This is a genomic window from Cysteiniphilum sp. (assembly GCF_057495195.1).
The window spans coordinates 1-23,102 of record NZ_JBXTEF010000072.1 but is presented as its reverse complement, the minus strand read 5'-3'; the positions used below and the strand labels follow the sequence as shown (position 1 = coordinate 23,102).

Sequence of the window (23,102 nt, the reverse complement as noted above, 5' to 3'; positions counted from 1 at the left end):
GCCTTGTTCTTTTTTCTTAAATAAATGCGCAACCGTTGCTGCTGAGGCACTTTCGACAAATAAACCTTCTTGTGTGGATAGATAATATTGTGCTTTAAGCATATCAGTATCACTAACCGCTGACGCTTCACCGCCTGTTTGATAAATCGCATCAATCGCTTTGTCACCATCAATCGGGAAAGGTACCGCAATCGCCGTAGCAATCGTATCGGCACGCTCTAGTGGTTCAAGATGTTTCGCCTTTTTATCAAATGCATTCACCAATGAGCAAGCACCGGTTGATTGCACACCAACTAAGCGCGGTATCTTATGAATAAGTCCCAAGCCTTGATACTCAGCAAATCCCTTGGCGTAAGCCGTAATATTCGTACCACAACCCACGGGAATAATCACCTCATCCGGCACTTGAAACAATAACTGATCGATAACTTCAAAGGCACCGGTTTTTTGTCCTTCAACCCGAAAAGCATAGTCTCCGGCTAAGAAAAATTTGCGTGATTTGGCAATTTTATAGGCCAAGTTTGCTGCATCGTTATAGCTGCCCTTAACCTGAATAATTTTGCCACCAAATGAGATAACTTGTGCAAGCTTCGACATTGACACCCCTTCAGGTACGACGATAAAGCATGGCATTTTAGCTGCTGCTGCATAGCATGAACATGATGCTGCCATATTACCCGTTGAGGCTAAGATTACCCCTTTGGCACCTAGCTCTTTGGCAATGCTAATATCAACCGCAGAGCCACGATCTTTAAACGAACCTGTTGGATTTTTACCCTCAACTTTGAAGTATAAATCAATCCCTAGTTCTTTACCCAATACTTTGCTTTTGACAAGTGGTGTTGCACTTTCACGTAATGACACAAAGCTAGCGGGTTCTTGAATCGGCATCAAGGGTAAATATTTGGAAAGACAAGGGGCGGCAGAAACAAAATAATCTAAATTAATTTTACGTCGAATGTGCTCAAGATCCATTTGCACTTCCCATGGTGAGGTCTCTCCAGCAAAAACAAAATCATCAGTTGTCACCACATCTTTGGTGTTAAAATCTAGCAGTTGATACATGGACTTTTCCTTTAGGCGACTTTCAGTGATTCTTTGTTTGTAGCTTCTTCGGTAGTAATTGGCATACTATTTGAGATCTGAATATCGATCACCTCAATCACTTTGGCAAGTTGTCTTACGACTTTTTGGATTTTTTCATCATTAGAATGCAGCACCAAACTAAAATGTGAAACCCCTTTATTGGCAGTTTCAAAAACATTCATCTGCTCAATATTGATTCTATGACGTGAAAAAATCGATGAAATACGCTGTAAAACAGATAAAGCATTTTCTGTTGTCATTGAGATAAAGTAAATTTTCTGTTGCATGATCTTACCCTCCTACGGATAGTTGTGTATCACTGATTGAAGCACCTGCTGGCACCATTGGGAAAACATTTTCTTGCTGCTCAACCACCACCTCTAAAAAGAATGATTTTGGTGAATCTAACATCTCTTGAATACTAGCCTCTAAATCTGCGCGTTCAGCGACGCGCTTACCGCGGATGCCATAGGCTTCAGCGACTTTGACAAAATCAGGAGATGAGATATTAGTATAAGCATAACGCTCTTCAAAAAAGAGCTCTTGCCACTGTCTTACCATGCCAAGATAACCATTATTAAGAACGATCATCTTAAGATTAATCCCCTCTTGATTAAGTACAGCAAGCTCTTGGATATTCATCTGAAAACCACCGTCTCCGGCAATGGCAATGACTTGTTTTTGGTCTTTAATACCAAGTTTAGCACCTATGGCTGCAGGCAGCGCAAACCCCATTGTCCCTAAGCCACCTGACGTAATATGGCTATTACTATTTTTAAATTGATAATAGCGTGCCGCAATCATCTGATGTTGACCAACATCACTAACGATAATGGCTTCACCTTTCGTCTTTTCAGATAAAAGGGCAACGACTTCCGCCATTTTTAGCTCACCACTAGTTGGTTTTGTCTCATTTTTGATAACAGCATCATACTCTTTGGTATGGTGCTCAACAAAGCGCTTATGCCAATTATCATGTTTGTTCTGACAAACGAAAGGTAAAAGCGCGGTTAATGCCTCTTTAGCATCGGCATGAATCGCAACATCAGCTTTAACGTTTTTATCAATTTCTGCCATATCGATTTCAATATGAATCACTTTAGCATGTGGTAAATAACGTTTGAGATCTCCCGTAACCCGATCATCAAAGCGCATGCCCACAGCGACAACGACATCAGCATCATTGCATAAGACATTGGCCGCATAATTGCCATGCATACCCAGCATGCCTTTATATAATGGATGCTCTACAGGGAAAGAGGATAAACCTAATAAGGTACTAACTACCGGCATATCTGCTTTTTCTGCCACCTTGATAAATACCTCTTCAGCGCCAGAGATCATCACACCATGTCCTGCAATCATAATCGGTTTTTTTGCCAAATTAATCAGCTGTGATGCCTTGTGTACACTATCCATATTAATCATTGGCTTTTTAAGCCATTTTGGCTTAGCTGTATCTTGATTTGCTGTTTGATAAGCACTGATATATTCCATCATACCCACTTGTGCATCTTTGGTAATATCGATGAGTACGGGTCCTGGACGACCATTTTGAGCAATTTCAAAGGCTTTCTTGAATACACTTGGAATTTCATTTGGGTCGGTGATTTGATAATTCCATTTGGTAGCAGTAATGGTCATGCCAATAATGTCCGCTTCTTGAAATGCATCAGACCCTAACAGACTGCTAAATACCTGACCAGTAATACAAACCACTGGAATAGAGTCAATAAGGGCATCTGCTATACCGGTGATTAGATTTGTCGCGCCAGGTCCCGAGGTGGCAATAGCAACACCAACACCACCAGTTGCACGCGCAAAGCCAACCGCACCATGAATTGCAGCCTGCTCATGACGCACCAATACGTGGTGTAGTGTGTCTTTGGCGTCATACAAAGCATCATAGGTTGGCATAATCGCCCCCCCTGGATAGCCAAAAACAGTACGAGCTCCTTCCTCTATTAGTGCTTTAACAATTGCTTGTGCGCCGGTTATTTGCATACCTACTCCCTACCTCTTTATTTCAATTTATTTACATATACCCATCACAAAACTTATAATAAAAAGCCAAAAAAAAAACCCGCATCCTCCTTTTGGTTGGAAGATGCGGGTTTCCTAATCTTGGCTTTTCTTAGCTATAGCCGCACACCTTCCGGTCGTCCAATGACGACCAGAATAATAATCAGGATCAGGCTGATTACCGGTGAACGTAGCATAAATTAATCTCCAAAATTATTGCGTTTTTATGTATCTTTGGGTATTTACTAACAAATGCTTTGCATCTGTTTTAAACAACATAATTGTTAAATTAGCAATAGATTTTGCGAAATACAACCTTTTATTTATAAATTTTTAAAATTTATAAGCACAAATGTCTATTGTTTATTAGCTTTAAATGAGGAATCACATAATAAACAACATCCAGAATCATCAGAAATCAAACATTACTTAAAATCGGAAACCCAAGTTCCTCACGGGTTTTGTAATACACTTCAGCCACACCTCGCGACAATGTGCGCACACGTAGAATATAGCGCTGACGCTCAGTTACAGAGATTGCATGACGCGCATCTAGCAAGTTAAAAGTATGTGACGCCTTAAGCATCATCTCATAGGCAGGTAACGCTAGACCTTTTTCTAAAAGGCGTGCACTTTCTTTCTCAAGAAAATCAAATTCACTAAATAGATGCTCAACATTAGCTTCTTCAAAGTTATATTGTGACATCTCGCGTTCATTTTGTTGAAATACATCGCGATAATACACCGGCCCCATTGCTGTATTTGTCCACAGTAAATCATACATACTATCAACATTTTGCAGATACATTGCCAAACGCTCAAGTCCATAAGTAATTTCACCGGTAACAGGTTTACATTCTAAGCCACCAACTTGTTGGAAATAGGTAAACTGGGTCACTTCCATGCCATTTGCCCAGACTTCCCAACCTAAGCCCCAAGCTCCTAAGGTAGGTGATTCCCAATTATCCTCAACGAAGCGAATATCATGCTCTAATGGGTCAATACCTAAAACGCGCAATGACCCCAAGTATAGCTCTTGCAATTCTTTCGGTGATGGCTTCATCACCACTTGAAATTGATAATAATGCTGCCCACGATTAGGGTTCTCACCATAGCGGCCATCGGTTGGACGACGCGATGGTTGTACATATGCTGCATTCCAACTCTCCGGACCAATTGCTCTTAAAAAAGTTGCCGGATGAAAGGTGCCTGCACCTACTTCCATATCCAATGGCTGCACGATCATACAACCTTTTTCTGCCCAATATTGCTGAAGTTTAAAAATAATATCCTGAAAACTAAGCATTAACGATTATCCACATTCATCACATCAAAATTGCGCTAAAGTATATACTTATTAGTTGTTATTTTATAGTGTTTATCTTAGTCTTCACAGGGCAATCGCATTTAAAAATTGTTGATTTTATGGATTTTGTGAAAGATTCTAAAAATAAAGCCTGACAATGACAGAAAACACAGTGACTTCATCAAAAATAAAATCTACTTGCTACATTTAGCCAAAGAGCTAGTCAATATTTCCAAAATATGTAAGATAATCGGTTTCTCACAAGAGACCTTTCATCATTATTAAGAAGCCGTAAAAGAAGGGGATATGGTGGTCGCTACTGGACTCGAACCAGTGACCCCTACCATGTCAAGGTAGTACTCTAACCAGACTGAGCTAAGCGACCAATGAGCGGAGATTATAATTCCTTTATAGAAAATCACAAGCCCATTTCGTGATTTTCTGCCAACTTTAATAATTAAGCGTTAACAGGCTCTTTTGCCAAGTTATTGATAACTTGATTAAGCGTGGCACTTGGGCGCATTATTTTTTCAATTTTCTGCGCATTCGGATGATAATAACCACCGATATCAACGGCCACACCTTGTGCATTATTAAGTTCAGCGACAATCTGAGCTTCATTAGCTTTAAGCGCTTGTGCTACTGGCTTAAATACATGAGCTAATTGCGCATCTTTTGTTTGCTTAGCTAAACTCTCAGACCAGTACATCGCCAGATAAAAATGGCTACCACGATTATCAAGCTCACCTACTTTACGTGATGGTGATTTATTTTCATCCAAGAACTTAGCATTTGCCTGATCTAGCGCGTCGGCTAATACACGCACTTTGCCATCATTTGTTTTATTGGCTAAATCATCTAAAGAGGCAGCTAATGCAAGGAACTCACCTAATGAATCCCAACGCAAATGATTCTCTGCTACTAATTGCTGTACATGCTTAGGTGCTGAGCCACCCGCACCTGTTTCATACAGTCCACCACCGGCTAGTAATGGCACAATCGATAACATCTTAGCACTAGTACCTAATTCCAATATCGGGAATAAATCGGTTAGATAGTCACGCAATACATTACCTGTTGCTGAGATCACATCTTTACCGGCTTTGATTGCTTTAAGTGAAAAGCGCGTCGCATCAACAGGTGACATGATATGTATTTCAAGACCATTAGTATCATGATTTTTAAGATATGTTTTTACCTTAGCAATCAAATTAGCATCATGCGCACGCTTATCATCTAGCCAGAACACAACAGGTGTGTTGGTGATACGCGCACGTGATACTGCAAGTTTCACCCAGTCTTCAATCGCAACATCTTTGGTTTGACACATACGCCAAATATCACCCTTTTCAACATCATGTGATAATAGTGTATTGCCATTAGCATCGATAACACTGACTTTGCCGTCAGCCGTGATTTCAAACGTCTTATCATGTGAGCCGTATTCTTCTGCTTTTTTTGCCATTAAGCCGACATTGGCAACACTACCCATCGCCGTTGGATCAAAAGCGCCATGTTCTTTACAAAAATCAATTGTTTCTTGGTAAACACCAGCATATGAACGATCAGGAATCATAGCCTTTGTATCATGCAATTTGCCATCACGCCCCCACATCTTGCCAGAAGAGCGGATCATCGCCGGCATAGACGCATCAATAATGACATCATTTGGCACGTGCAAGTTGGTAATTCCTTTATCAGAATCAACCATTGCAAGCTCTACGCGCGTCTTATAGACATTCTCAAGATCTTGTTTAATCGCAGCTTGCTCAGACTCTGGTAAGCTCTTAATCTTGGCATAAACATCGCCAATACCATTATTGGGTTTAACACCAAGCTTGGCAAAAACATCTGCATATTTGTTAAAGACATCTTGGTAATAAATACTCACTGCATGTCCAAAAATAATAGGATCAGATACTTTCATCATTGTTGCTTTCATGTGTAGTGATAGCAATACGTCATCTTTTTGCGCTAGATCAATTTGCTCAGCGAAGAATGCTCTTAGGGCTTTAACCGACATTTTAGAGGCATCAATTACCTCTCCCTTTAACAATGGAAAATCTGACTTAAGTGTTTCACTTAAGCCTGCTTTATCGGTAAATACAATTCTCACCTTGATATCATCAGTGACAACAGTTGATACTTCGCTACCATAAAAATCATCGCCTGACATATGTGCCACATGTGATTTAGAGCCTTTATCCCATGCACCCATTGAGTGCGGATGTTTTTTGGCATATTCTTTTACCGCCTTAGCAACACGGCGATCTGAATTGCCTTCACGCAATACCGGATTAACAGCACTGCCTAGCACTTTAGCATAACGCGCTTTTGTTTCTTTTTCTTCAGCTGTTTTGGCATCAACTGGGTAGTCAGGGATCGGATATCCCTGTGCTTGCAACTCAGCAATTGCCGCTTGCAATTGCGGGATTGATGCACTGATATTTGGCAGTTTGATGATATTGGCATTTGGTGTTTTAGCTAACTCACCTAAAATAGCTAACTCATCTTCATGACGTTGTTCTTTTGTTAATGACTCTGGGAAATGCGCCAGTACTCTTGCTGCAAGTGAGATGTCTTTTGTTTCAACCACTATACCGCAAGGCTTAGTAAACGCTTCAATAATCGGTAACAATGAATAAGTTGCCAGCATTGGCGCTTCATCTGTATGGGTATAAATTAGCTTTGTTGAGCTCATGCTTATGTCCTCTTATATTGTGGATATCAATCAGTGATTGCTACATTAAATTCGCGCCTTATCATAACAAAATATATGCTTGACGCCTATCTTATGTTTGACGCAATTGAATATCTTGCTATAATCGCCATGGATTGTAGATATAAACTCTCTTTAAACTTTCGTTAAATCAATTACTCGATTAAGGATATAACAAACCATGGCTCGTCCAGGCATTTCTTACGAAGATATACTCGAAGCAATTACCAAGCTAGAAGCACAAGGCATTACTCCTAGCATAAATAATGTTCGTGATACCGTTGGTCGCGGCAGTCCGACGACTATCAGTAAATTTTTAAAACAATGGCGTGAAGAACGTGCAACTGGTCAAACAGCCGCACCACCAGCAACCACTCATAAGAGCCCAGAAGATACTATGCAACCTGCTCCAGAAAACACTGCTACCGCAAAAATACAAGCGGCAAAAATTCCTGAAGAAAAGCCTCAAGCAAAAATGGCAGTTAGCGATAAACCGTCAGCAACAACTAGCACGATGAAGGCACAAGACCCTATAATTCAAGCACTTCTTACAAGCTCTCATGCATTAAGTAGTGACATCCTTAGCAGTATGTCTGATGAATGGAGCATGATTTTAAACGAAAGCAACCCTGAGCTTAAAGTGCGTAAGCTATATGCCGCTTTAGTCAAGGAGCAAACACGTCGCGAATCAGCCGAGCAAGTCGCTAAAGAAGCACGTATTTATGCTGAAACACTCAAAGAGCAAACAACGCAGCGTATTTCAGACTTGCGTGATGCTTTAGAAGGGCAAATTGCTTTTTTAAATGGACAAATTCGCCAATTGAAGCGTGAATCCGAGCAAACACTTGAGTACTATCGCAAACAGCTTGAAAAATCCAATAATGCATTAGCTGAGAAAAAGCGTTCATAAACTAACTTACGATCTCAATAAGCGTTTATCAAATCTAAAATCTGTTAACTTAATTTCTTTAATATTCGCAAAGTCCTGATGCAAGGGGTTAATAAGATAACTATACTCGTCAAATGGCGTAATAATTGAAGGGACTTTCAGTACGCAACTTGTTTTTTGTCTAAGCCACTTATCACCAAGAGCGCGTAGATCATGCGCGTGCATGCCACAAATACCGTTATTATCTAAACCAATATCTGTTACTGTTAACAAAGACACTGCAGCAATATCAGCTGAGATAATCACCTGCTCGATCGGCGCATTAGCTGGGTCATAACGCACTACCGACTCTAAAAAATCCAGTCAATTATTCAAGGACATTGGGGGGATATCATAGTAGAATGCCAACTTCAACAAAATCAATCTTTAATATCTATGTTATTACAACGCGTTAATCGCTTTTTGATGCCCAATCAAGATGGCAAACACATGACGGACTTTTTATCCGGTGTAACGGTCGCTTTAGCCCTAATACCTGAGGCTGTCGCCTTTGCTCTAGTGGCGGGCGTTAATCCCACTGTTGGCTTATATGCAGCCTTTATTATGTGCTTTATGACGGCTGTTTTTGGCGGCAGGCCCGGCATGATATCAGGCGCTACCGGCTCAATGGCAGTCGTTATGGTTTCGATTATGCTGCTTTTTCCTAATGACCCTATTACAGGCATGAATTACCTATTTGCCACAGTAATTCTCACGGGAATTATTCAGATTGTTATTGGAATTTTGGGCTTTGGTAAGTTTATTCGTATGCTACCTAAGTCGGTCATGGTTGGCTTTGTTAATGGTCTAGCTATTGTCATTTTTTTATCGCAATTACAACAATTCAAATACATGCCAACTGGACTAGATCATAAAGTTTGGTTACAAGGCATTGACTTATATGTGATGATTGGACTTGTTGTACTCGCTATGCTCATTACACATTTCTTACCCAAATTCACCAAAGCAATTCCTTCCGCATTAACGGCCATTATCGTTGTTACCATAATTGCCCTGTTTATCCCACTACCAGGCAATCATATTTTAAATGTTGGTGATATGATCGGTTCTGGCACAGACATTGTGAGTCATGCCTTTAGTATTCCACATATTCCATTTACTTGGCATGCACTGACGATTATTGTGCCTTATGCACTTATTTTGGCTATTATTGGACTATCTGAATCATTGATGACATTAACCCTGATTGATGAAATCACCAAAACACGTGGTCGTGGTAACAAAGAGTGTATTGCCCAAGGCGCTGGCAATATTATCTCTGGTTTTTTCAAAGCCATGGGCGGGTGCGCGATGATTGGTCAAAGCATGATCAATATCAGCTCTGGCGGGCGCGGACGCTTATCTGGCATTACTGCCGCTGTGTTTTTATTGTTTTTTATCGTTGTCGCCATGCCACTGATTAAAATCATTCCACTAGCCGCCCTTGTCGGGGTAATGTTTATGGTTGTGATTGAGACCTTTGAATGGGCAAGTTTCAAATTCATTCGCAAGATTCCTTTACACGATGCATTCATCATTATTGTCGTAACCGTTGTCACTGTAATGACAGACCTTGCAATTGCTGTTATTGTTGGTGTGATCTTAGCGTCCCTTGTCTTTGCCTGGCAAACTGCAAAAAACATCTATGCCGAAACCAAAATCAATACGGATGGCAGCAAAGAGTATATTCTGCATGGCCCTTTGTTCTTCAGCTCAAGCACGCGCTTTAAAAGCCTCTTCGCCCCCGCGGATGATCCCAGTGAAGTTATTATTGATTTCAAATACTCACGTGTTAGTGACCACTCCGCCATTGATGCCATTGCTTACGTTGCCAAATGTTATAGTAACCTTGGCAAAAACTTACATTTAAGACATTTAAGCCTAGAATGTAAGGAGCTATTAGGCAAAGCAGGAAACCTTGTTGAAGTCAATGTACTTGAAGACCCTGATTATCATGTCGCCACTGATAAACTCAGTTAGTTTCAGTTAATCATTATTCACCGTCATATTCTTTATTTTATTCTGCTATAATTATCGGCAATTATTGTACTGAAGTACCAAGCCCATGCAAGATACTGAAAAAAAACGTATTATCATTGTCGATGATGATCTAATCATTCGCCAAGAATTAAAACATATTCTTGAGCGTGAACAATACGACGTACAACACGCAGCAAACCCGCCTGAAGCCGATGAAATTCTCAGATCTTTTGCTGCTGATTTGATGATTCTTGATTTAAATATGCCTGGGTTTGAAAATGGCAAATACTATTGCCGCAGAATCTGTGAATCGCTCAATATTCCGATTATTATCATTACCGCATCTGATGATGAGATCGATGAAATCCTATCTTATGAACTTGGCGCCTTGCACTTCATGCATAAACCGTTTAATACCCGACTATTGATTGCCAAGGTTCGCAATATTCTCTCGATTGCTTACAAGCCTAAGACACACACTGAGAAAAGTATCTGGCGCATTGACAGTAAAAGCTTCACACTCTCACGCCATGATACTGAGCAAAGTATTAGTATTAACAAAAATGAATATCTCTTGTTAAGTTATCTCAATGACAATCATAGTGAAGCAAAGTCGCAACATGATATCGCGCAAGTGATTTATAATCGCCCGATTGCTGCCGATGACCGGATTATTTCAACCTTAATTTCTCGCTTACGTCAAAAGCTTGAAAGCATTGACAGTGATAATCTAATCGTTTCGATTCGTGGTATTGGTTATAGTTTAAAAAGCAACATCATGATTATTTAACCGATGATGAAGCTTAGAAGAAAATCACCAAACTTGAAGTCTAGATTACGTTTTAATTTGCTTTTATTCATTGCCTTTATTATCAATATCGTACTGATTAGTTATTTCTACACCAACACGTATATTGATCACAATGAAGATCAGCGCGTTGAAGCGACTAACTTAATTAATTTGATTACTGAAATCGATCACTTGAAACTGTCCATCAAAGAAGAAAAATATCTAAAAAGCATTATCCCGCGCTTTAGTAATAATCGTGTAATGATTAGGATTGCAGATAAGCCACAAATCAGCTCTGATTATATTTATAGCCATGATCTACAAATTAACTCACAACAAGTGAACCACGCGCTTAGTAATATTCGTTTCTGGCGCAATAACATTATCTCGATTTACTCAAATCAATTGAAAGAATGGATTATTGTCTATTTGCCTGCGATTAGCTTTCCGTGGTTTGCCACAGCATTCGTATTGTTACAACTATTGGTTATGCTTTATTTACTTATTTATCTGATTAATGGGCGAAAGTTACTTCTTGCGATGAATAGGCTGTTTGAACTTGAGCAAAGACATCAACTAAACTTACCTGCCATTCGTGGTAATTTTTTCACACAATCAAGCTTACATCTCTTGCATAAATCTGCACAATATATCGACAGCTTAATCGCTAAGATCCAGACATTGAATGAAGTCAAAATGAAAACCATGGCAACCTTGGCACATGATATCAGGACACCGCTCACACGCATTGATCTTATGCTATATCAAATCGAAGATGCAGGATTGAGAGAGCGCATTTTTGAGCAAATTGATGATATCGATCTTATATTAAAAAATACGATTGATTACGCAAAGCAAAAACATTTATCACACCCTAAAAGCACCATTGATTTATGCCAAATTGTCACTGAAATTGTTCAGGACTATCAATCACACAATCCTAAACGTATTCAAATCTCTGCCATTTATGACCGTTACTTTATTCACGGCTCACAAGTGGAAATTGAGCGAGCGCTAACAAACATCATTAATAATGCCCTAAAATATGGCAGCAAAGTGCGCGTGCGACTCACACAATACAAAGATACGCTCACCATTGAAATCAGTGATGATGGACCAGGCGTGCCACCTGAGCAATTAGTCAATATTTTTCTGCCCTTTCAACAAGGGGATAACTCCTCCTCTAAAGGCAACGGTCTTGGGCTGTCTATCGCCAAAGACATCATTGAAAGCCATGGTGGCCGTATTGAAGCTAAAAATAATCAGCCTTGTGGGTTATCAATTACGATTACCATTTAACGTCAGCAGAGCGTCAGTCGAAGCCATATTTACTTAAGCCGTTGACTGAGCGTCAGTCGAAGCCATACACTCCCTTCGACGCAGCTCAGGGAACGGGTGGGATATTGCTTAATCATAATACGTTGGCTGAGCGCCAGTCGAAGCCATACATTTCCTTCGACACAGCTCAGGGAACGGGTAGATATATCATTTAACTGTCTTTTAACGTCTTAATCGCTATTTGATAGTGATAAACAAAATTCTCAAGCTGTACATCTGCATACAGGTCTTGTTGGTCTTTATAGTTAATCTGCATAACTAGCTGACCATTCAAGTAAAATTGGCGCTGATTTTTATGTGACTGCATTGTAATATCAGTTGTTTGTAGCATCTCATGAATAACCTTTGTCGGCGCATAAGTAAAAATAAAATCAACCAGACTTTGCTTAACCCCCATATCAGCATGCGGCATCGGCAAGCTGCTACTATCGATAGAAGCCCCATCATAAACAAGCGAGAAGATCGAGCCACCCCAACCCGCAGCAGCAACAATGACAATCTTTTGTTTTGATGCTTCAACTTCCACTTGCGCAACATAAGATTCTTTTTTGCCCTTAATGGTATATTGTGAGCTTAGAATTTGGGTCACATCAAAGTTTAGATCAAGCTCAGTAGGTATTGGCAGTTTTAGCTTTTGTGTTTTGAAAACCTCAACCTCTGGCGTATTGATTGCATGAGTTTGTAATAAAGCGCAGGATGATAGCAATACACAACCTATTAGCAGCATTAAGATATTACGAAAATAAGCTAAATATCTCATCAATAAATACTCGCTTCACCTTGTGGGCGCGACTTATAACGCCGATGTTGCCACAAATATTGATCAGGAAAATCCGTAATCGCTTTCTCTAGAATATGGTGATACCTTAGCGCATCTTGATAATCATCACCTGAGGGGAAGTTATCAAGTGCGGGTAATACATAGATATCATAGCCCGATAGATCCGCCTTACGCGTATAATAGCACGGCACCACTTTTGCAGCTGTTTTCTCTGCCAACCACGAGGTTGCCACTAAGGTCGCACATTCTTTGCCAAAGAAAGGTACAAAGATACTACGCTCTGCACCAAAATCCTGATCGGGGGCATACCATACCGAGCCACCTTTTTTAAGCGCCTTGACAATGGATACGACATTTTTGCGCTGTAAACATTGACTAACATAGGATTGACGCGATGTTGTCATCACCTGTTCAAACAGCGGATTCTTATGCTTTTGATAAACAAGATAAAAGGGGCTGTAATGCTCACCAATAAAGCGCCCAATGACTTCCATACAAGTAAAGTGCGAACCTAATAATAGCGCCCCTTGGCGATTATCATGATGCGCATCCTCAAAATGCTGCATACCATGGCTATCAAACTTAATCTTATTAAAACGCTTTTTTGGCATAAACCAGGCGATCGCGGTTTCAACCCCTGAGATACCAATTGATTCAAAGCATTTTTTGCATAGTTTCTCTAGCTCTTGTTCACTTTTATTCGGAAAAGCAATCTTGAGATTTGTTAATGTAATTTGTTTACGTCGCTTCAGAAATGGATAAGTCATACGTCCAAGAAGTGCGCCTATTTCCATCTGCCAACGAAAGGGAAGATAGACAAACCCGCGCAAAAAAAGAAAGGCAAGCTGCAAACCCCAGTACTTTGGGGCGTAAAAACGTGATTTTTCTGTCATTGATTACCTTTATAGTGATTAGCTAAAAAAAGCTTGGTTTAGCAAAAGATGCGTTGCAATACTAGCAAAGTATCCCAATAAAATCACTAAGCTCCACTTCAAATGCCCTAAAAAAGTATACTGTCCATGCGCTTTACCCATCACTGCAACGCCCGCTGCAGAACCAATCGATAGCAAGCTACCACCAATGCCTGTAGTTAAGGTTACCAACAACCATTGCCCTTCAGTTAATGGTGGGTGCATCGTCAACACGCCAAACATCACAGGGATATTATCAACAATGGCTGAGAGTAGCCCAATTAAAATATTCGCTTGTGTTATATGATCAAACACTTGTGGCAAGGCACTTGGCACATCGTGATATAGGAGATTAGATAGCACTTCTAAATAACCTAAAGTTGCCAAGCCCTGAACTGCAAGTAAAATACCAAAGAAAAATAATAAGGTATCCCACTCAATCATCTGAATCTTTTGAAAGACATCAAAATGCTCACGTGCTTTTTTCTTTAAAAAGAAGCCTAAAAACATCAAATAACCTAAGCCTGTCATCATGCCTAATGCTGGTGGCAGATCTAACAAATTCTGAAAAAGCACAGCAGTAATGACAGTTAATACAAACATCACAATGACAACTATCGCACCGGATTTAAGCTTAATCTCTAGCAAGTCATGACTATGATCTTCATCTTTGGGCAGAAAAAAACTCATAACAATTGCCGGAATAAGGAAACTGACTAATGCCGGAATAAATAAGGCAAAGAAATGCGTGAATGGCACAACACCACTTTGCCATACCATCAAGGTGGTGATATCACCAAATGGACTGAAAGCACCACCGGCATTAGCCGCAACGACGATATTAATACAAGCTAAACAGATAAACTTCGTCTGACCTTTGCCCACCGAAAGCACCACAGCACTTAAAATTAAGGCGGTTGTTAAATTATCAGCAAATGGTGAGATAAAAAATGCCAGAAGTCCGGTTAACCAAAAGATACCTTTAAAGCGCAAGCCCATTTTAAGAAGGAGTGCTTTTAGCTTCTCAAAAACATTGCGCTCTTCCAGCACATGGATATAGGTCATTGCTACCAATAAAAATAATAACAGCTCACCATATTCCAATAAACCTTTATTAAGGCTTTGCTCAACGATCGAGCTCTGTCCATTGATCTTGCCAATGATTGCCGTGAGCACCCAGATAATGCCTGCTGCTAAAATCACTGGCTTTGATTTCGCCAGATGAATCACATCTTCAAGCATCACCAAAATATAAGCAATAATAAAAGTAGCTAATGCAATAAGTGCATATGGGCTTAGTATTGCCTGCATCACTGTTGTTGATACTTCATTTGCATATAAAGCGCATGGCATCATCAATATGAATAAATATAAACTTCTAATCATCTCTCCCCACCCTGAAAACAAAAAAGGCCGCAATTGCGACCTTTAAAGTGTGTGTAAACTAACTAATCAAATCAGATTAGAAGTAAACTGTAGCATCCAACATTAATGTGTTGTATGAACCCATTGACTGCGCATGAGTCTTACCTGACATATAGTTATAAGAACCACCGATCCAAACAGTATCAACCACATTGTAACGTGTACCCACTTCAAACTGATATAAATTGTTATCAGAGTTTTGTGCTACTTGGCTGTATGATACATAAGGCACCATATCTTTGCCTGCTACTGGCATAGTGTAAGAAGAGTCTAAGCTCCATGCTTTAACAGTAGAACCAGAATCAAAGCTAATTAATGCAGGTAAGGCATTAATTGCAAACGCAGTTATACCTGCTGTATCTGGGTGAGATGCACTTCCTGCAAAAGGAATTGTATTTGCATTTCCTAACGCGGTACCATTTAGGCTCTTAACACCAGAGGTTGTAACCAAGAACTCTCCATTAATAGCAAGACCCTGAACAGTAACACCAGCATTAAAATCAAGTGCTCCAACCATAGAATTCTTTTCACCATACTTGTTATGAGAGAATCCTGTAGCATTAATATAGCCCGCACCGGCATAATATCCTAAATCACCCGCCTTGCCATTATAAGACGCATTCAGCGCGAAATTATTAATCTGACTAGCATTTGACGCTTGTGAGTTCATCATAGAACCACCATTACCATTCATTAGCGTGGCAGTTGCATTGATACCATTCATTGCAAAACCAGCACCGACTTGACCACCGTACGCCATAAAGTAAGCACGTGTTAAAGTAGGCATAAAGTTAGTTACTGAATCAAACTTACCAAACTCAACAACCTTTTTACCACCAAACGCATAGAAAGGTGACTTAGATAGGTTACCAACGATAAAGTATGCACTTGGCAACACAACATTACTATCTGCAGCATTATTAACCTGAATATCAGCAAAACCAGTAACCCAGTCACCAATCGTTGAAGTAAAGGCTAAATCAGCATATGGCATCTTGACAGCACTAGAGCTGTTATTGTTTACATTTGGAACTGCTGCCAGCCCCGCGTTATTAGCTTTCACGCCAGATGTATTTTGGTACTGGGCATAAATCTCACCTTTACCACCAATATAGATAGCATTAGGCGCTAGATCGCCAGACTTACGCGCATTAAGGATGTCTAAAACAGAACCAGTCACTTGCTGGTTGTTTAGCATTTGTTGTGAATAGCTTGCATCTGTACGTACGTTAACAATACCGCCACCGTTTTGTACTTGATCATTCATTGAACCTGCTGCGAAAGCTGAAGCGCTTGCAGTTGCAGCAACCGCTGCGACGATCATCTTAAGTTTCATAGTTTCTCCTCAACTGTTTTAAAACTTACATTTTTATTAAAAAATGATTCCTTTTTGTCGGCTTCTTTGCCGTCGAAAGACTACACACCGACAAAGGTATCACTTTATTTTAAATTTTCAAGAAAATCATAGATTTTTTTATAAAAAATTACAAAGATTCAGCATTTTCTGCTAAATAAGCCGCAACACCTTGCGGTGACGCCTTCATACCTTTATCACCTTCTTTCCAACCAGCTGGGCATACTTCACCGTGTTCCTCAAAGAATTGCAATGCTTGAACCATGCGCACTAATTCGTCCATATTGCGACCTAAAGGCAGATCATTAACCACTTGATGTCTCACTACACCGTCTTTATCAATTAAGAATGTACCACGGAAAGCAACCCCTGCTTCAGGATGCTCAACACCATAGGCTTTAACAATACTATGGTTAATATCAGCAACCATCGTGTATTTTACGGCACCGATACCGCCATCATTAACCGGAGTATTGCGCCATGCATTGTGCGTAAAATGTGAATCAATCGATACTGCGAATACTTCAACACCTAGCTTTTTTAGCTCATCAACACGCTTATCAAGTGCGATTAACTCAGATGGGCAAACAAAAGTAAAATCAAGTGGATAAAAAACAACCGCGGCATACTTACCAGCGCGCGCTTTTTCAAAGCTTAATGCATCTACAATTTCACCATTTCCTAGCACTGCTGGCGCTGTGAATTCAGGCGCTTTGCGTCCTACTAATACCGTCATGATTATCTCCTTAGGGTTTGTAATTTCATAAATTGACAACAATTTAGTGCGCAAAAGTTTGCTAAAGCCTGACAATTATGTCAATAATGACACAGCAGAATTTAACAAATTTTGGAAATAATTTTATGATTTACATTCACCCGAAAACCCAAGCCTTAATTTTTGATTGTGACGGCACCATTGCTGATACGATGGTTATCCATAATGAAGCATGGCATACCATCGCCCAACGTTATCGTTTCAACTTAAGTCCTGACGAGCTTGCTCATTACAATGGCATCCCTACTTTACAAATATTACAAATGTTAACTACAAGCGAAGACAAGAAACGTTTTGACCTACACAAGATGGTCCATGAAAAAGAGAATCTTGCCGAGAAAAAGATGGATCGCGTGATTGCTATCCAACCGGTGCTTGATCTTATTCATCGTTATCACCAAAAACTGCCGATGGTGGTCATCTCTGGTGGCATGCGCCGGAATGTAGTCAAAACACTAGAAGCACTTGATATTGCTACTCACTTTGAATTTATCATCACCGCTGATGACGATCACCCAACTAAAGACACACCCGAGGCTTTTACTTTAATCGCTAACAGACTAGGTGTTGATCATGATAAATGCCATGTCTTTGAAGATGGCAAGCCAGGACTTATCAATGCCGTTAAAGCCAATATGATGGTAACTGATATTAGAACGTTTTACCCTTAACAATAAAAGATAAGTTTCGCTATTTTTACCTCGCCCCTTGTGGGAGAGGTCGTGCGGCTTATGCTGCACGGGTGAGGGGAAAAATTAAGACTTTAACTTAATTATTATTGACGACTTAGCAACACTAACAAACGCAACTAAAGCAATAACACATACATAAATAACAACATAAGTAATATTCGCCAAATCAATCGCCAAGAATTGCGCAACCAACGGTGCCGTACCACCAAATATGGCAACGGATATACTCCAAGCGACACCCATGCCAGTATAACGAATATTAACAGGAAAAATATCAACTAAATAGCGGAACATGCTACCAGTAACCAAGATATTGCTTAGCGCGTATAACGCTTGTGCGCTAAGCGCCAAATATACGCTTGAGAATCCTGATAAATAGAACAAAGCAGGCACGGTGATCACACTACTTAAAAGCCCTGCTTTTAGCATTTTTTGCGTACCTAATCTATCTGCCAACAATGCCGCTATTGGGGTTAACACTGTCACAGTCGCTACCCCAAAAGTTGCAGTCCAGTGCGCGTTTTCACTCGTAAGAAGCCCTCGCTGAATAACGAAAGATACCCACCACAGATTACAAATATAGATATACACCCCAACAAATGCCGCAATAAAAAAGCATTGTAGCAACTGATTGGTATAGCCTTTAAATGCTTTGATGCCATTAAAGAATACTTTATTTACTCTAACACTTTCAAACTCAGGGCTCTCAGTCGTACTTACCCGAAAGTACAACCCAATTAAGCAGCCGACAAAACCCAAATAAAAAGGTACACGCCAAAACCATTCCGGCATCACTGGTAATGAGACGATTGATGCCATTGCCGCCCCCAACATCATACCCAAAGCCGCAGCAAAGCTTACCCAACTCACCGCAAGGTTTTTAAAGCCACCACGATAATGCTCGGCGACAAAGATCGCAGCACCTGTAAACTCACCTGACACTGAAACACCTTGAAGAATCCGCAAGAAAAGCAAGATCAAAGGTGCCGCAATCCCAATACTTTCATAACTTGGCAAAAGCCCAATAGATAAAGTCGCCAAACCCATCAAAGTAAGACTTAAGGATAGGGCTTTTTTACGCCCGAATTTATCGCCAATAATACCAAAAACAATTGAACCAAAAGGACGCGCTAAATAGCTTGCAGCAAAGACACACAAACTAAACAACATCGCATAAGGCGTATCTTCAGGAAAGAATAAATGTGCGAATTTAAATGCTAAATAGCCATAAAAGCTAAACTCTGCCCACTCGACAAATGTGCCAATCGCCGATGCGATAATGACTTTATTTTTTGATTTCATCACGATAATCCTCGCCCTTTAAACGCAAGGATTATGCCGTGAGTTAGATAAAAAGAAAAGACAAGAACGAATCAAAAAAGAAATTAATGATTTACGGTAATGGTGATATTATTTGTCTGGATTGTGATTTTAGCGCAGCCTGCTTCAGTCCCTTTTGTGACTTTACCATTACTGCTTTGGTTAAAGGTTAAAGAACACGTCTGCTGCCCTTGAGGTTCATTAGGCAATGTCACCGTAGCTGTTTTATCAACACCGCCATATTTAAAGGAAAAGTTACTACCCGATGAGGTAGGTTCAATGGTATAAGTTGCAATTTTATTATCATGATCATTGGTGTTATAGAAATGCTTCCCATTTGCCGCGGTAATTGTTGCTTTTTGTCCCGCAGCTGCAGTAGTACCCGTGTTAAATGTCCATACGGTACCACTATCGCCTCCACTACTACCACCTCCGCTTGGGTAACTGACAATGCTAATGCCTGAAGGTGCTGCATTATAAACATAGGTTTGATTACTGCTTGCAGCAGGCGCCAGTGGTAATAGATTATTAATATCAGTTGGCGCAACAGCTGCCGTTATACTCGGATCAATATTATAATAACGCGTGAGTGTACTAAGACTGCCTTGTACTTTGACATTCATATTTTGCGGTGTGACTTGTGTGTTACTTGCTGCATTATATAACACATACGGCGAGCTATAAGTCACTGTGCTATCGGTGGTATTAAAGCTTGGTGAGCTACCATTTGTAATCGTAGCCCAAGCTGATGGCGTACAGCTTGGTTCACTGGCACTTGCTACATCAAAGCCAACAGTATATACCGCACACCCCTCTGGCGGGCATGTTAATAATTCAGATGTTATGGGGGTGCCTGATTCAGCATAACAGGCTGTGGTTAATATATCCTTGATGGCATCTGGATTACTAAATGTCAAATAGTCTAATAAGGCTTCAATATTTGTTGTGTTGTAATTTGATTTATCACACGTTGCAAATGGTGGTGTGATCGGATTAGCTAGCGTTGAGCTTGCAGCATATTGGATCATATTGAAATACAAGATTCCTGAATTTGAATCATAATAATACCCTTCAGTTAAATCTGCTGATGTTGACGGTGTTAGATTATAATTTGCAGTCATTGCTTTGGCAAATTGTTTGTTTAACTCCTTATAACCATCCGCTTGCTTATTATCATAAGTGTATGCTGACACTTCACCCCAAGGACTTGATAAACCTCCTGCTGTTGATTTGCACGTATCATAGGCACTATCTGGTTTATCGATTGAGTTTGGACATGAGCTACCGGTTGGTGTTAAGCCATAACCACTCCAGTAAGGTGACTTAGTCAAATAGGTCACCAAAGAATTCCATTGTCTTGGGGCTTTATAAATTTCAATATTAGTTGCATTTTTACCTATACAAATACCAACTCTATTGATAAAAGTGCTATGCACAGGGGCGTCGGAATAACTAAAAATCAATTTATTGCTTGAGCTAACTGCCTGATCATCTTGCATCTGCTGTGTTAGCTGACTGTCAAAAGTATAGCCCATATTGTTCATTACCATTGCTTCAAACATATAGTTTTTGCCACCTCGCCCTGTATAACTTGCTTGCGAAGGGTTTGCCTGATATGCCATATCTCGTGCAATCGATAATGGATAAACGCCCGCCTTAGCAACTCTATCACCAGCATTATATGCCACATTGATACTGGCATACTGATGTGGTGACATAAGTGCACTGGCTGCGGCATTATTACGCCCTCTTGAGTGCGGCTCATCCACAGTATAATCTGTTGAAAAGTACTCTAAATTATTCAATGAAATTGGATAATGATTAAGTCCTGCATTACTGCAACTAGATGGTGTTTTACTTGAGCAAACTTTATAACCCGATAGACTAGCATCCTTGTCAATTTCGACAGTTTGTTTATCACCGTCATCAAGCCCATTATTCAGATTAGAGATTTCAGTAAAGACTTGATGCTGAAAGTTGACGTTATCCCATAAATTATTTTTGGCATATTGTGTTGGTGGTACTGATTGCGCATTGCCCTTAAGCCAAGAAAACGCCACATCACCATTATAACCATAATGACTATTGCCGCCTGACTTGTAATTATTACCTCCTGTTGGCGCCGATAACTGCCCTGTTTTGTTAAAATTCATCATCCGGTGCGCATCGATTTTTGTCACAAGATATCTATTTTCACTGGTGCTATACGACTCCGTGCTATTATCATAAAGTGCAGAATTGGTTGGATCTGCGCGGAAGTTTACAAAGCGATTATTCTCCATACGTGCCGGACCATCATAAAAAGTATATCCTTGGAAGTTATAATTTAAATAAATATCTCCGGCAGCTGTTTGCATATTCGTACTTGCTTTGGATTTGGAAATATCATTTGGATTTACCGGCACACATTGTCCAATTTCATTTTCTATAGCTACAGGCAATGCATCCGTTGCCGCAAGCTCTGATGTGCCATTGCTATATAATTGATAGTACTCCTCACAATCGGTATAGCGCCCGATATTGTTATTAGTCACTCCTGCAAATACCGAATTATTAACCAGACCATAAAAGCCCAAAAGATTACCTTCAGGACCACCGCCTCCAAGTAACGTCATACCTTGCTTTAACATACTAAAACGACTGTTGTTAACTGCGACAAAAACACCACGATACCAAAAGGCTTTTTGTTGGATTTGTGTCAGTGTCAAACTATCAAAAATTACCAATGGCGCATTGGCATTTGGATTAACTTCTGAGCCAACAGGGACAGGCTTAGGTGGCGCACCCATTGTGGTCGTCTTCATCACAAAAAAGTTAGTCCCCGCCATCACCCCGTCATAACACGCATGCCCGCGATTGCCTGTAAACACAGGATACAGATCTGCCTCTGGGGTACTTCCCACTTCACCCATTGAATTAACATCTTGTCTTACAAACCAATAGGCAGCTCCTTGGATTTGACACCCTGCAACCGAGTTATTAACAAATAGATTCGGTAGATTGCTATTTGTTGCACTTTGTCGACCAAAAGTAGTGATCCAAAAGCCGCTTGGCGCAAAAGAATCGACAAAATTGCCAGTATTTGCGCCTGAGTTTGAAGTATCTGGCACACCTGAAGGGTTATAATCAATCTCACCTGTTGCAACAAGATAATCACCATCCCAAAAAGTATTCTTACCAATTGGGTTATTATTAACATCTACAACGTTCTTGCTTGTTATGTCATATTTTAATGCCGCGGCCATTGCCCCTTGCACGAGATTTCTCACATAGTGATTATCCGCAATATTGTGACCATCCTCTAGGTAAAAGGCCTGTCCAATCGTGCGTACACAACTATTATTATAGAATTTCACCCCCATCGTATCGTGCGTCACAAAGCATTTATTAAAACTGTGATGAACACTCACATCCTGCACCAAGAGTTGAGCATCCTCGGTTAAGCTATCTGCATTCAAGCGGTGAAAATGCACAGGATAACGCCCCACTAGTGGCTGACCAAACTTCTCAATCTCAACACCGACAAGCTGCACTGTGACATCTGGGGCACTAGTTGCTGCTTGTGTTGCCCCATGTGAATGACTTTGATGATCTGACATTGAATGCGAATCAAGGGTTGAATAATAATCAAAAATAAAGTTTACGAGTTGCCAATCCATAATTTATTGTGTTAAT

The 23,102-nt window shown here is 40.3% G+C and carries 17 protein-coding genes, 1 tRNA gene and 1 pseudogene; 5 read left to right on the top strand and 14 right to left on the bottom strand.

The features are described 5' to 3' along the window. The 6 genes and pseudogenes from thrC to ACY10D_RS06620 all read right to left on the bottom strand — a co-directional run. Positions 1 to 891, bottom strand: a pseudogene (gene thrC, locus ACY10D_RS06645) (threonine synthase); the annotation flags it as partial. Between the two features lie 185 nt (positions 892 to 1,076). After that, positions 1,077 to 1,373: an acetolactate synthase small subunit gene (locus ACY10D_RS06640; protein WP_117002983.1), complete on the bottom strand. Its 297-nt coding sequence runs from the start codon at positions 1,371 to 1,373 to the stop codon at positions 1,077 to 1,079. 4 nt (positions 1,374 to 1,377) lie between these two features. Continuing rightward, positions 1,378 to 3,090: a biosynthetic-type acetolactate synthase large subunit gene (gene ilvB / locus ACY10D_RS06635; protein ID WP_486999977.1), complete on the bottom strand. Its 1,713-nt coding sequence runs from the start codon at positions 3,088 to 3,090 to the stop codon at positions 1,378 to 1,380. Between the two features lie 436 nt (positions 3,091 to 3,526). After that, positions 3,527 to 4,414, bottom strand: a complete 888-nt coding sequence (gene glyQ, locus ACY10D_RS06630) for a glycine--tRNA ligase subunit alpha (protein ID WP_486999976.1) — start codon at positions 4,412 to 4,414, stop codon at positions 3,527 to 3,529. 307 nt (positions 4,415 to 4,721) lie between these two features. Beyond that, positions 4,722 to 4,799 (bottom strand) — tRNA-Val (locus ACY10D_RS06625). A 72-nt stretch (positions 4,800 to 4,871) separates the two neighbouring features. Then, positions 4,872 to 7,115 carry an NADP-dependent isocitrate dehydrogenase gene (locus ACY10D_RS06620; RefSeq protein WP_486999975.1) on the bottom strand — a complete coding sequence of 748 codons (2,244 nt, stop codon included), beginning with the start codon at positions 7,113 to 7,115 and terminating at the stop codon, positions 4,872 to 4,874. A gap of 199 nt (positions 7,116 to 7,314) precedes the next feature. Between ACY10D_RS06620 and ACY10D_RS06615 the strand changes: the two genes are divergently transcribed. Beyond that, on the top strand, positions 7,315 to 8,043 hold the full coding sequence (locus ACY10D_RS06615) for a DNA-binding protein (protein ID WP_486999974.1): 729 nt from the start codon (positions 7,315 to 7,317) through the stop codon (positions 8,041 to 8,043). A 6-nt stretch (positions 8,044 to 8,049) separates the two neighbouring features. Here the strand turns inward: ACY10D_RS06615 and ACY10D_RS06610 are convergent, their stop codons facing one another. Beyond that, positions 8,050 to 8,364: an RES family NAD+ phosphorylase gene (locus ACY10D_RS06610; RefSeq protein ID WP_486999973.1), complete on the bottom strand. Its 315-nt coding sequence runs from the start codon at positions 8,362 to 8,364 to the stop codon at positions 8,050 to 8,052. 93 nt (positions 8,365 to 8,457) lie between these two features. On the opposite strand from ACY10D_RS06610, the gene ACY10D_RS06605 reads away from it, so the two are divergent. The 3 genes from ACY10D_RS06605 to ACY10D_RS06595 all read left to right on the top strand — a co-directional run bounded on the left by ACY10D_RS06605 (position 8,458) and on the right by ACY10D_RS06595 (position 12,130). Continuing rightward, entirely contained in the window at positions 8,458 to 10,041 is a 1,584-nt protein-coding gene (locus tag ACY10D_RS06605) for a SulP family inorganic anion transporter (RefSeq protein ID WP_486999972.1), read from the top strand. A gap of 85 nt (positions 10,042 to 10,126) precedes the next feature. Then, positions 10,127 to 10,831 carry a response regulator transcription factor gene (locus ACY10D_RS06600; RefSeq protein WP_486999971.1) on the top strand — a complete coding sequence of 235 codons (705 nt, stop codon included), beginning with the start codon at positions 10,127 to 10,129 and terminating at the stop codon, positions 10,829 to 10,831. A 3-nt stretch (positions 10,832 to 10,834) separates the two neighbouring features. Beyond that, positions 10,835 to 12,130, top strand: a complete 1,296-nt coding sequence (locus ACY10D_RS06595) for a sensor histidine kinase (protein WP_486999970.1) — start codon at positions 10,835 to 10,837, stop codon at positions 12,128 to 12,130. 190 nt (positions 12,131 to 12,320) lie between these two features. Here ACY10D_RS06595 and ACY10D_RS06590 read toward each other — a convergent pair whose 3' ends face one another. The 5 genes from ACY10D_RS06590 to ACY10D_RS06570 all read right to left on the bottom strand — a co-directional run bounded on the left by ACY10D_RS06590 (position 12,321) and on the right by ACY10D_RS06570 (position 17,376). Then, a complete protein-coding gene (locus ACY10D_RS06590) occupies positions 12,321 to 12,929 on the bottom strand; it encodes a DUF3261 domain-containing protein (protein ID WP_486999969.1) in 609 nt (202 codons plus the stop codon). Beyond that, positions 12,929 to 13,843 carry an LpxL/LpxP family acyltransferase gene (locus ACY10D_RS06585; RefSeq protein WP_486999968.1) on the bottom strand — a complete coding sequence of 305 codons (915 nt, stop codon included), beginning with the start codon at positions 13,841 to 13,843 and terminating at the stop codon, positions 12,929 to 12,931. Before ACY10D_RS06585 ends, ACY10D_RS06590 begins: the two co-directional genes overlap by 1 nt. A gap of 18 nt (positions 13,844 to 13,861) precedes the next feature. Further along, entirely contained in the window at positions 13,862 to 15,247 is a 1,386-nt protein-coding gene (gene nhaD / locus ACY10D_RS06580) for a sodium:proton antiporter NhaD (protein ID WP_486999967.1), read from the bottom strand. A gap of 76 nt (positions 15,248 to 15,323) precedes the next feature. Next, on the bottom strand, positions 15,324 to 16,622 hold the full coding sequence (locus ACY10D_RS06575) for an LbtU family siderophore porin (RefSeq protein WP_486999966.1): 1,299 nt from the start codon (positions 16,620 to 16,622) through the stop codon (positions 15,324 to 15,326). 148 nt (positions 16,623 to 16,770) lie between these two features. Continuing rightward, positions 16,771 to 17,376: a peroxiredoxin gene (locus ACY10D_RS06570; protein WP_192483991.1), complete on the bottom strand. Its 606-nt coding sequence runs from the start codon at positions 17,374 to 17,376 to the stop codon at positions 16,771 to 16,773. A gap of 125 nt (positions 17,377 to 17,501) precedes the next feature. Between ACY10D_RS06570 and ACY10D_RS06565 the strand changes: the two genes are divergently transcribed. Continuing rightward, the gene (locus ACY10D_RS06565; protein ID WP_486999965.1) at positions 17,502 to 18,086 is read left to right on the top strand and encodes an HAD family hydrolase; all 585 of its coding nucleotides are present in this window, start codon (positions 17,502 to 17,504) and stop codon (positions 18,084 to 18,086) included. Between the two features lie 84 nt (positions 18,087 to 18,170). Here the strand turns inward: ACY10D_RS06565 and ACY10D_RS06560 are convergent, their stop codons facing one another. After that, positions 18,171 to 19,409, bottom strand: a complete 1,239-nt coding sequence (locus tag ACY10D_RS06560) for an MFS transporter (RefSeq protein ID WP_486999964.1) — start codon at positions 19,407 to 19,409, stop codon at positions 18,171 to 18,173. Positions 19,410 to 19,492: 83 nt separating this feature from the next. Beyond that, positions 19,493 to 23,026 carry a hypothetical protein gene (locus tag ACY10D_RS06555; RefSeq protein WP_486999963.1) on the bottom strand — a complete coding sequence of 1,178 codons (3,534 nt, stop codon included), beginning with the start codon at positions 23,024 to 23,026 and terminating at the stop codon, positions 19,493 to 19,495. Between the last annotated feature and the right edge of the window lie 76 nt (positions 23,027 to 23,102).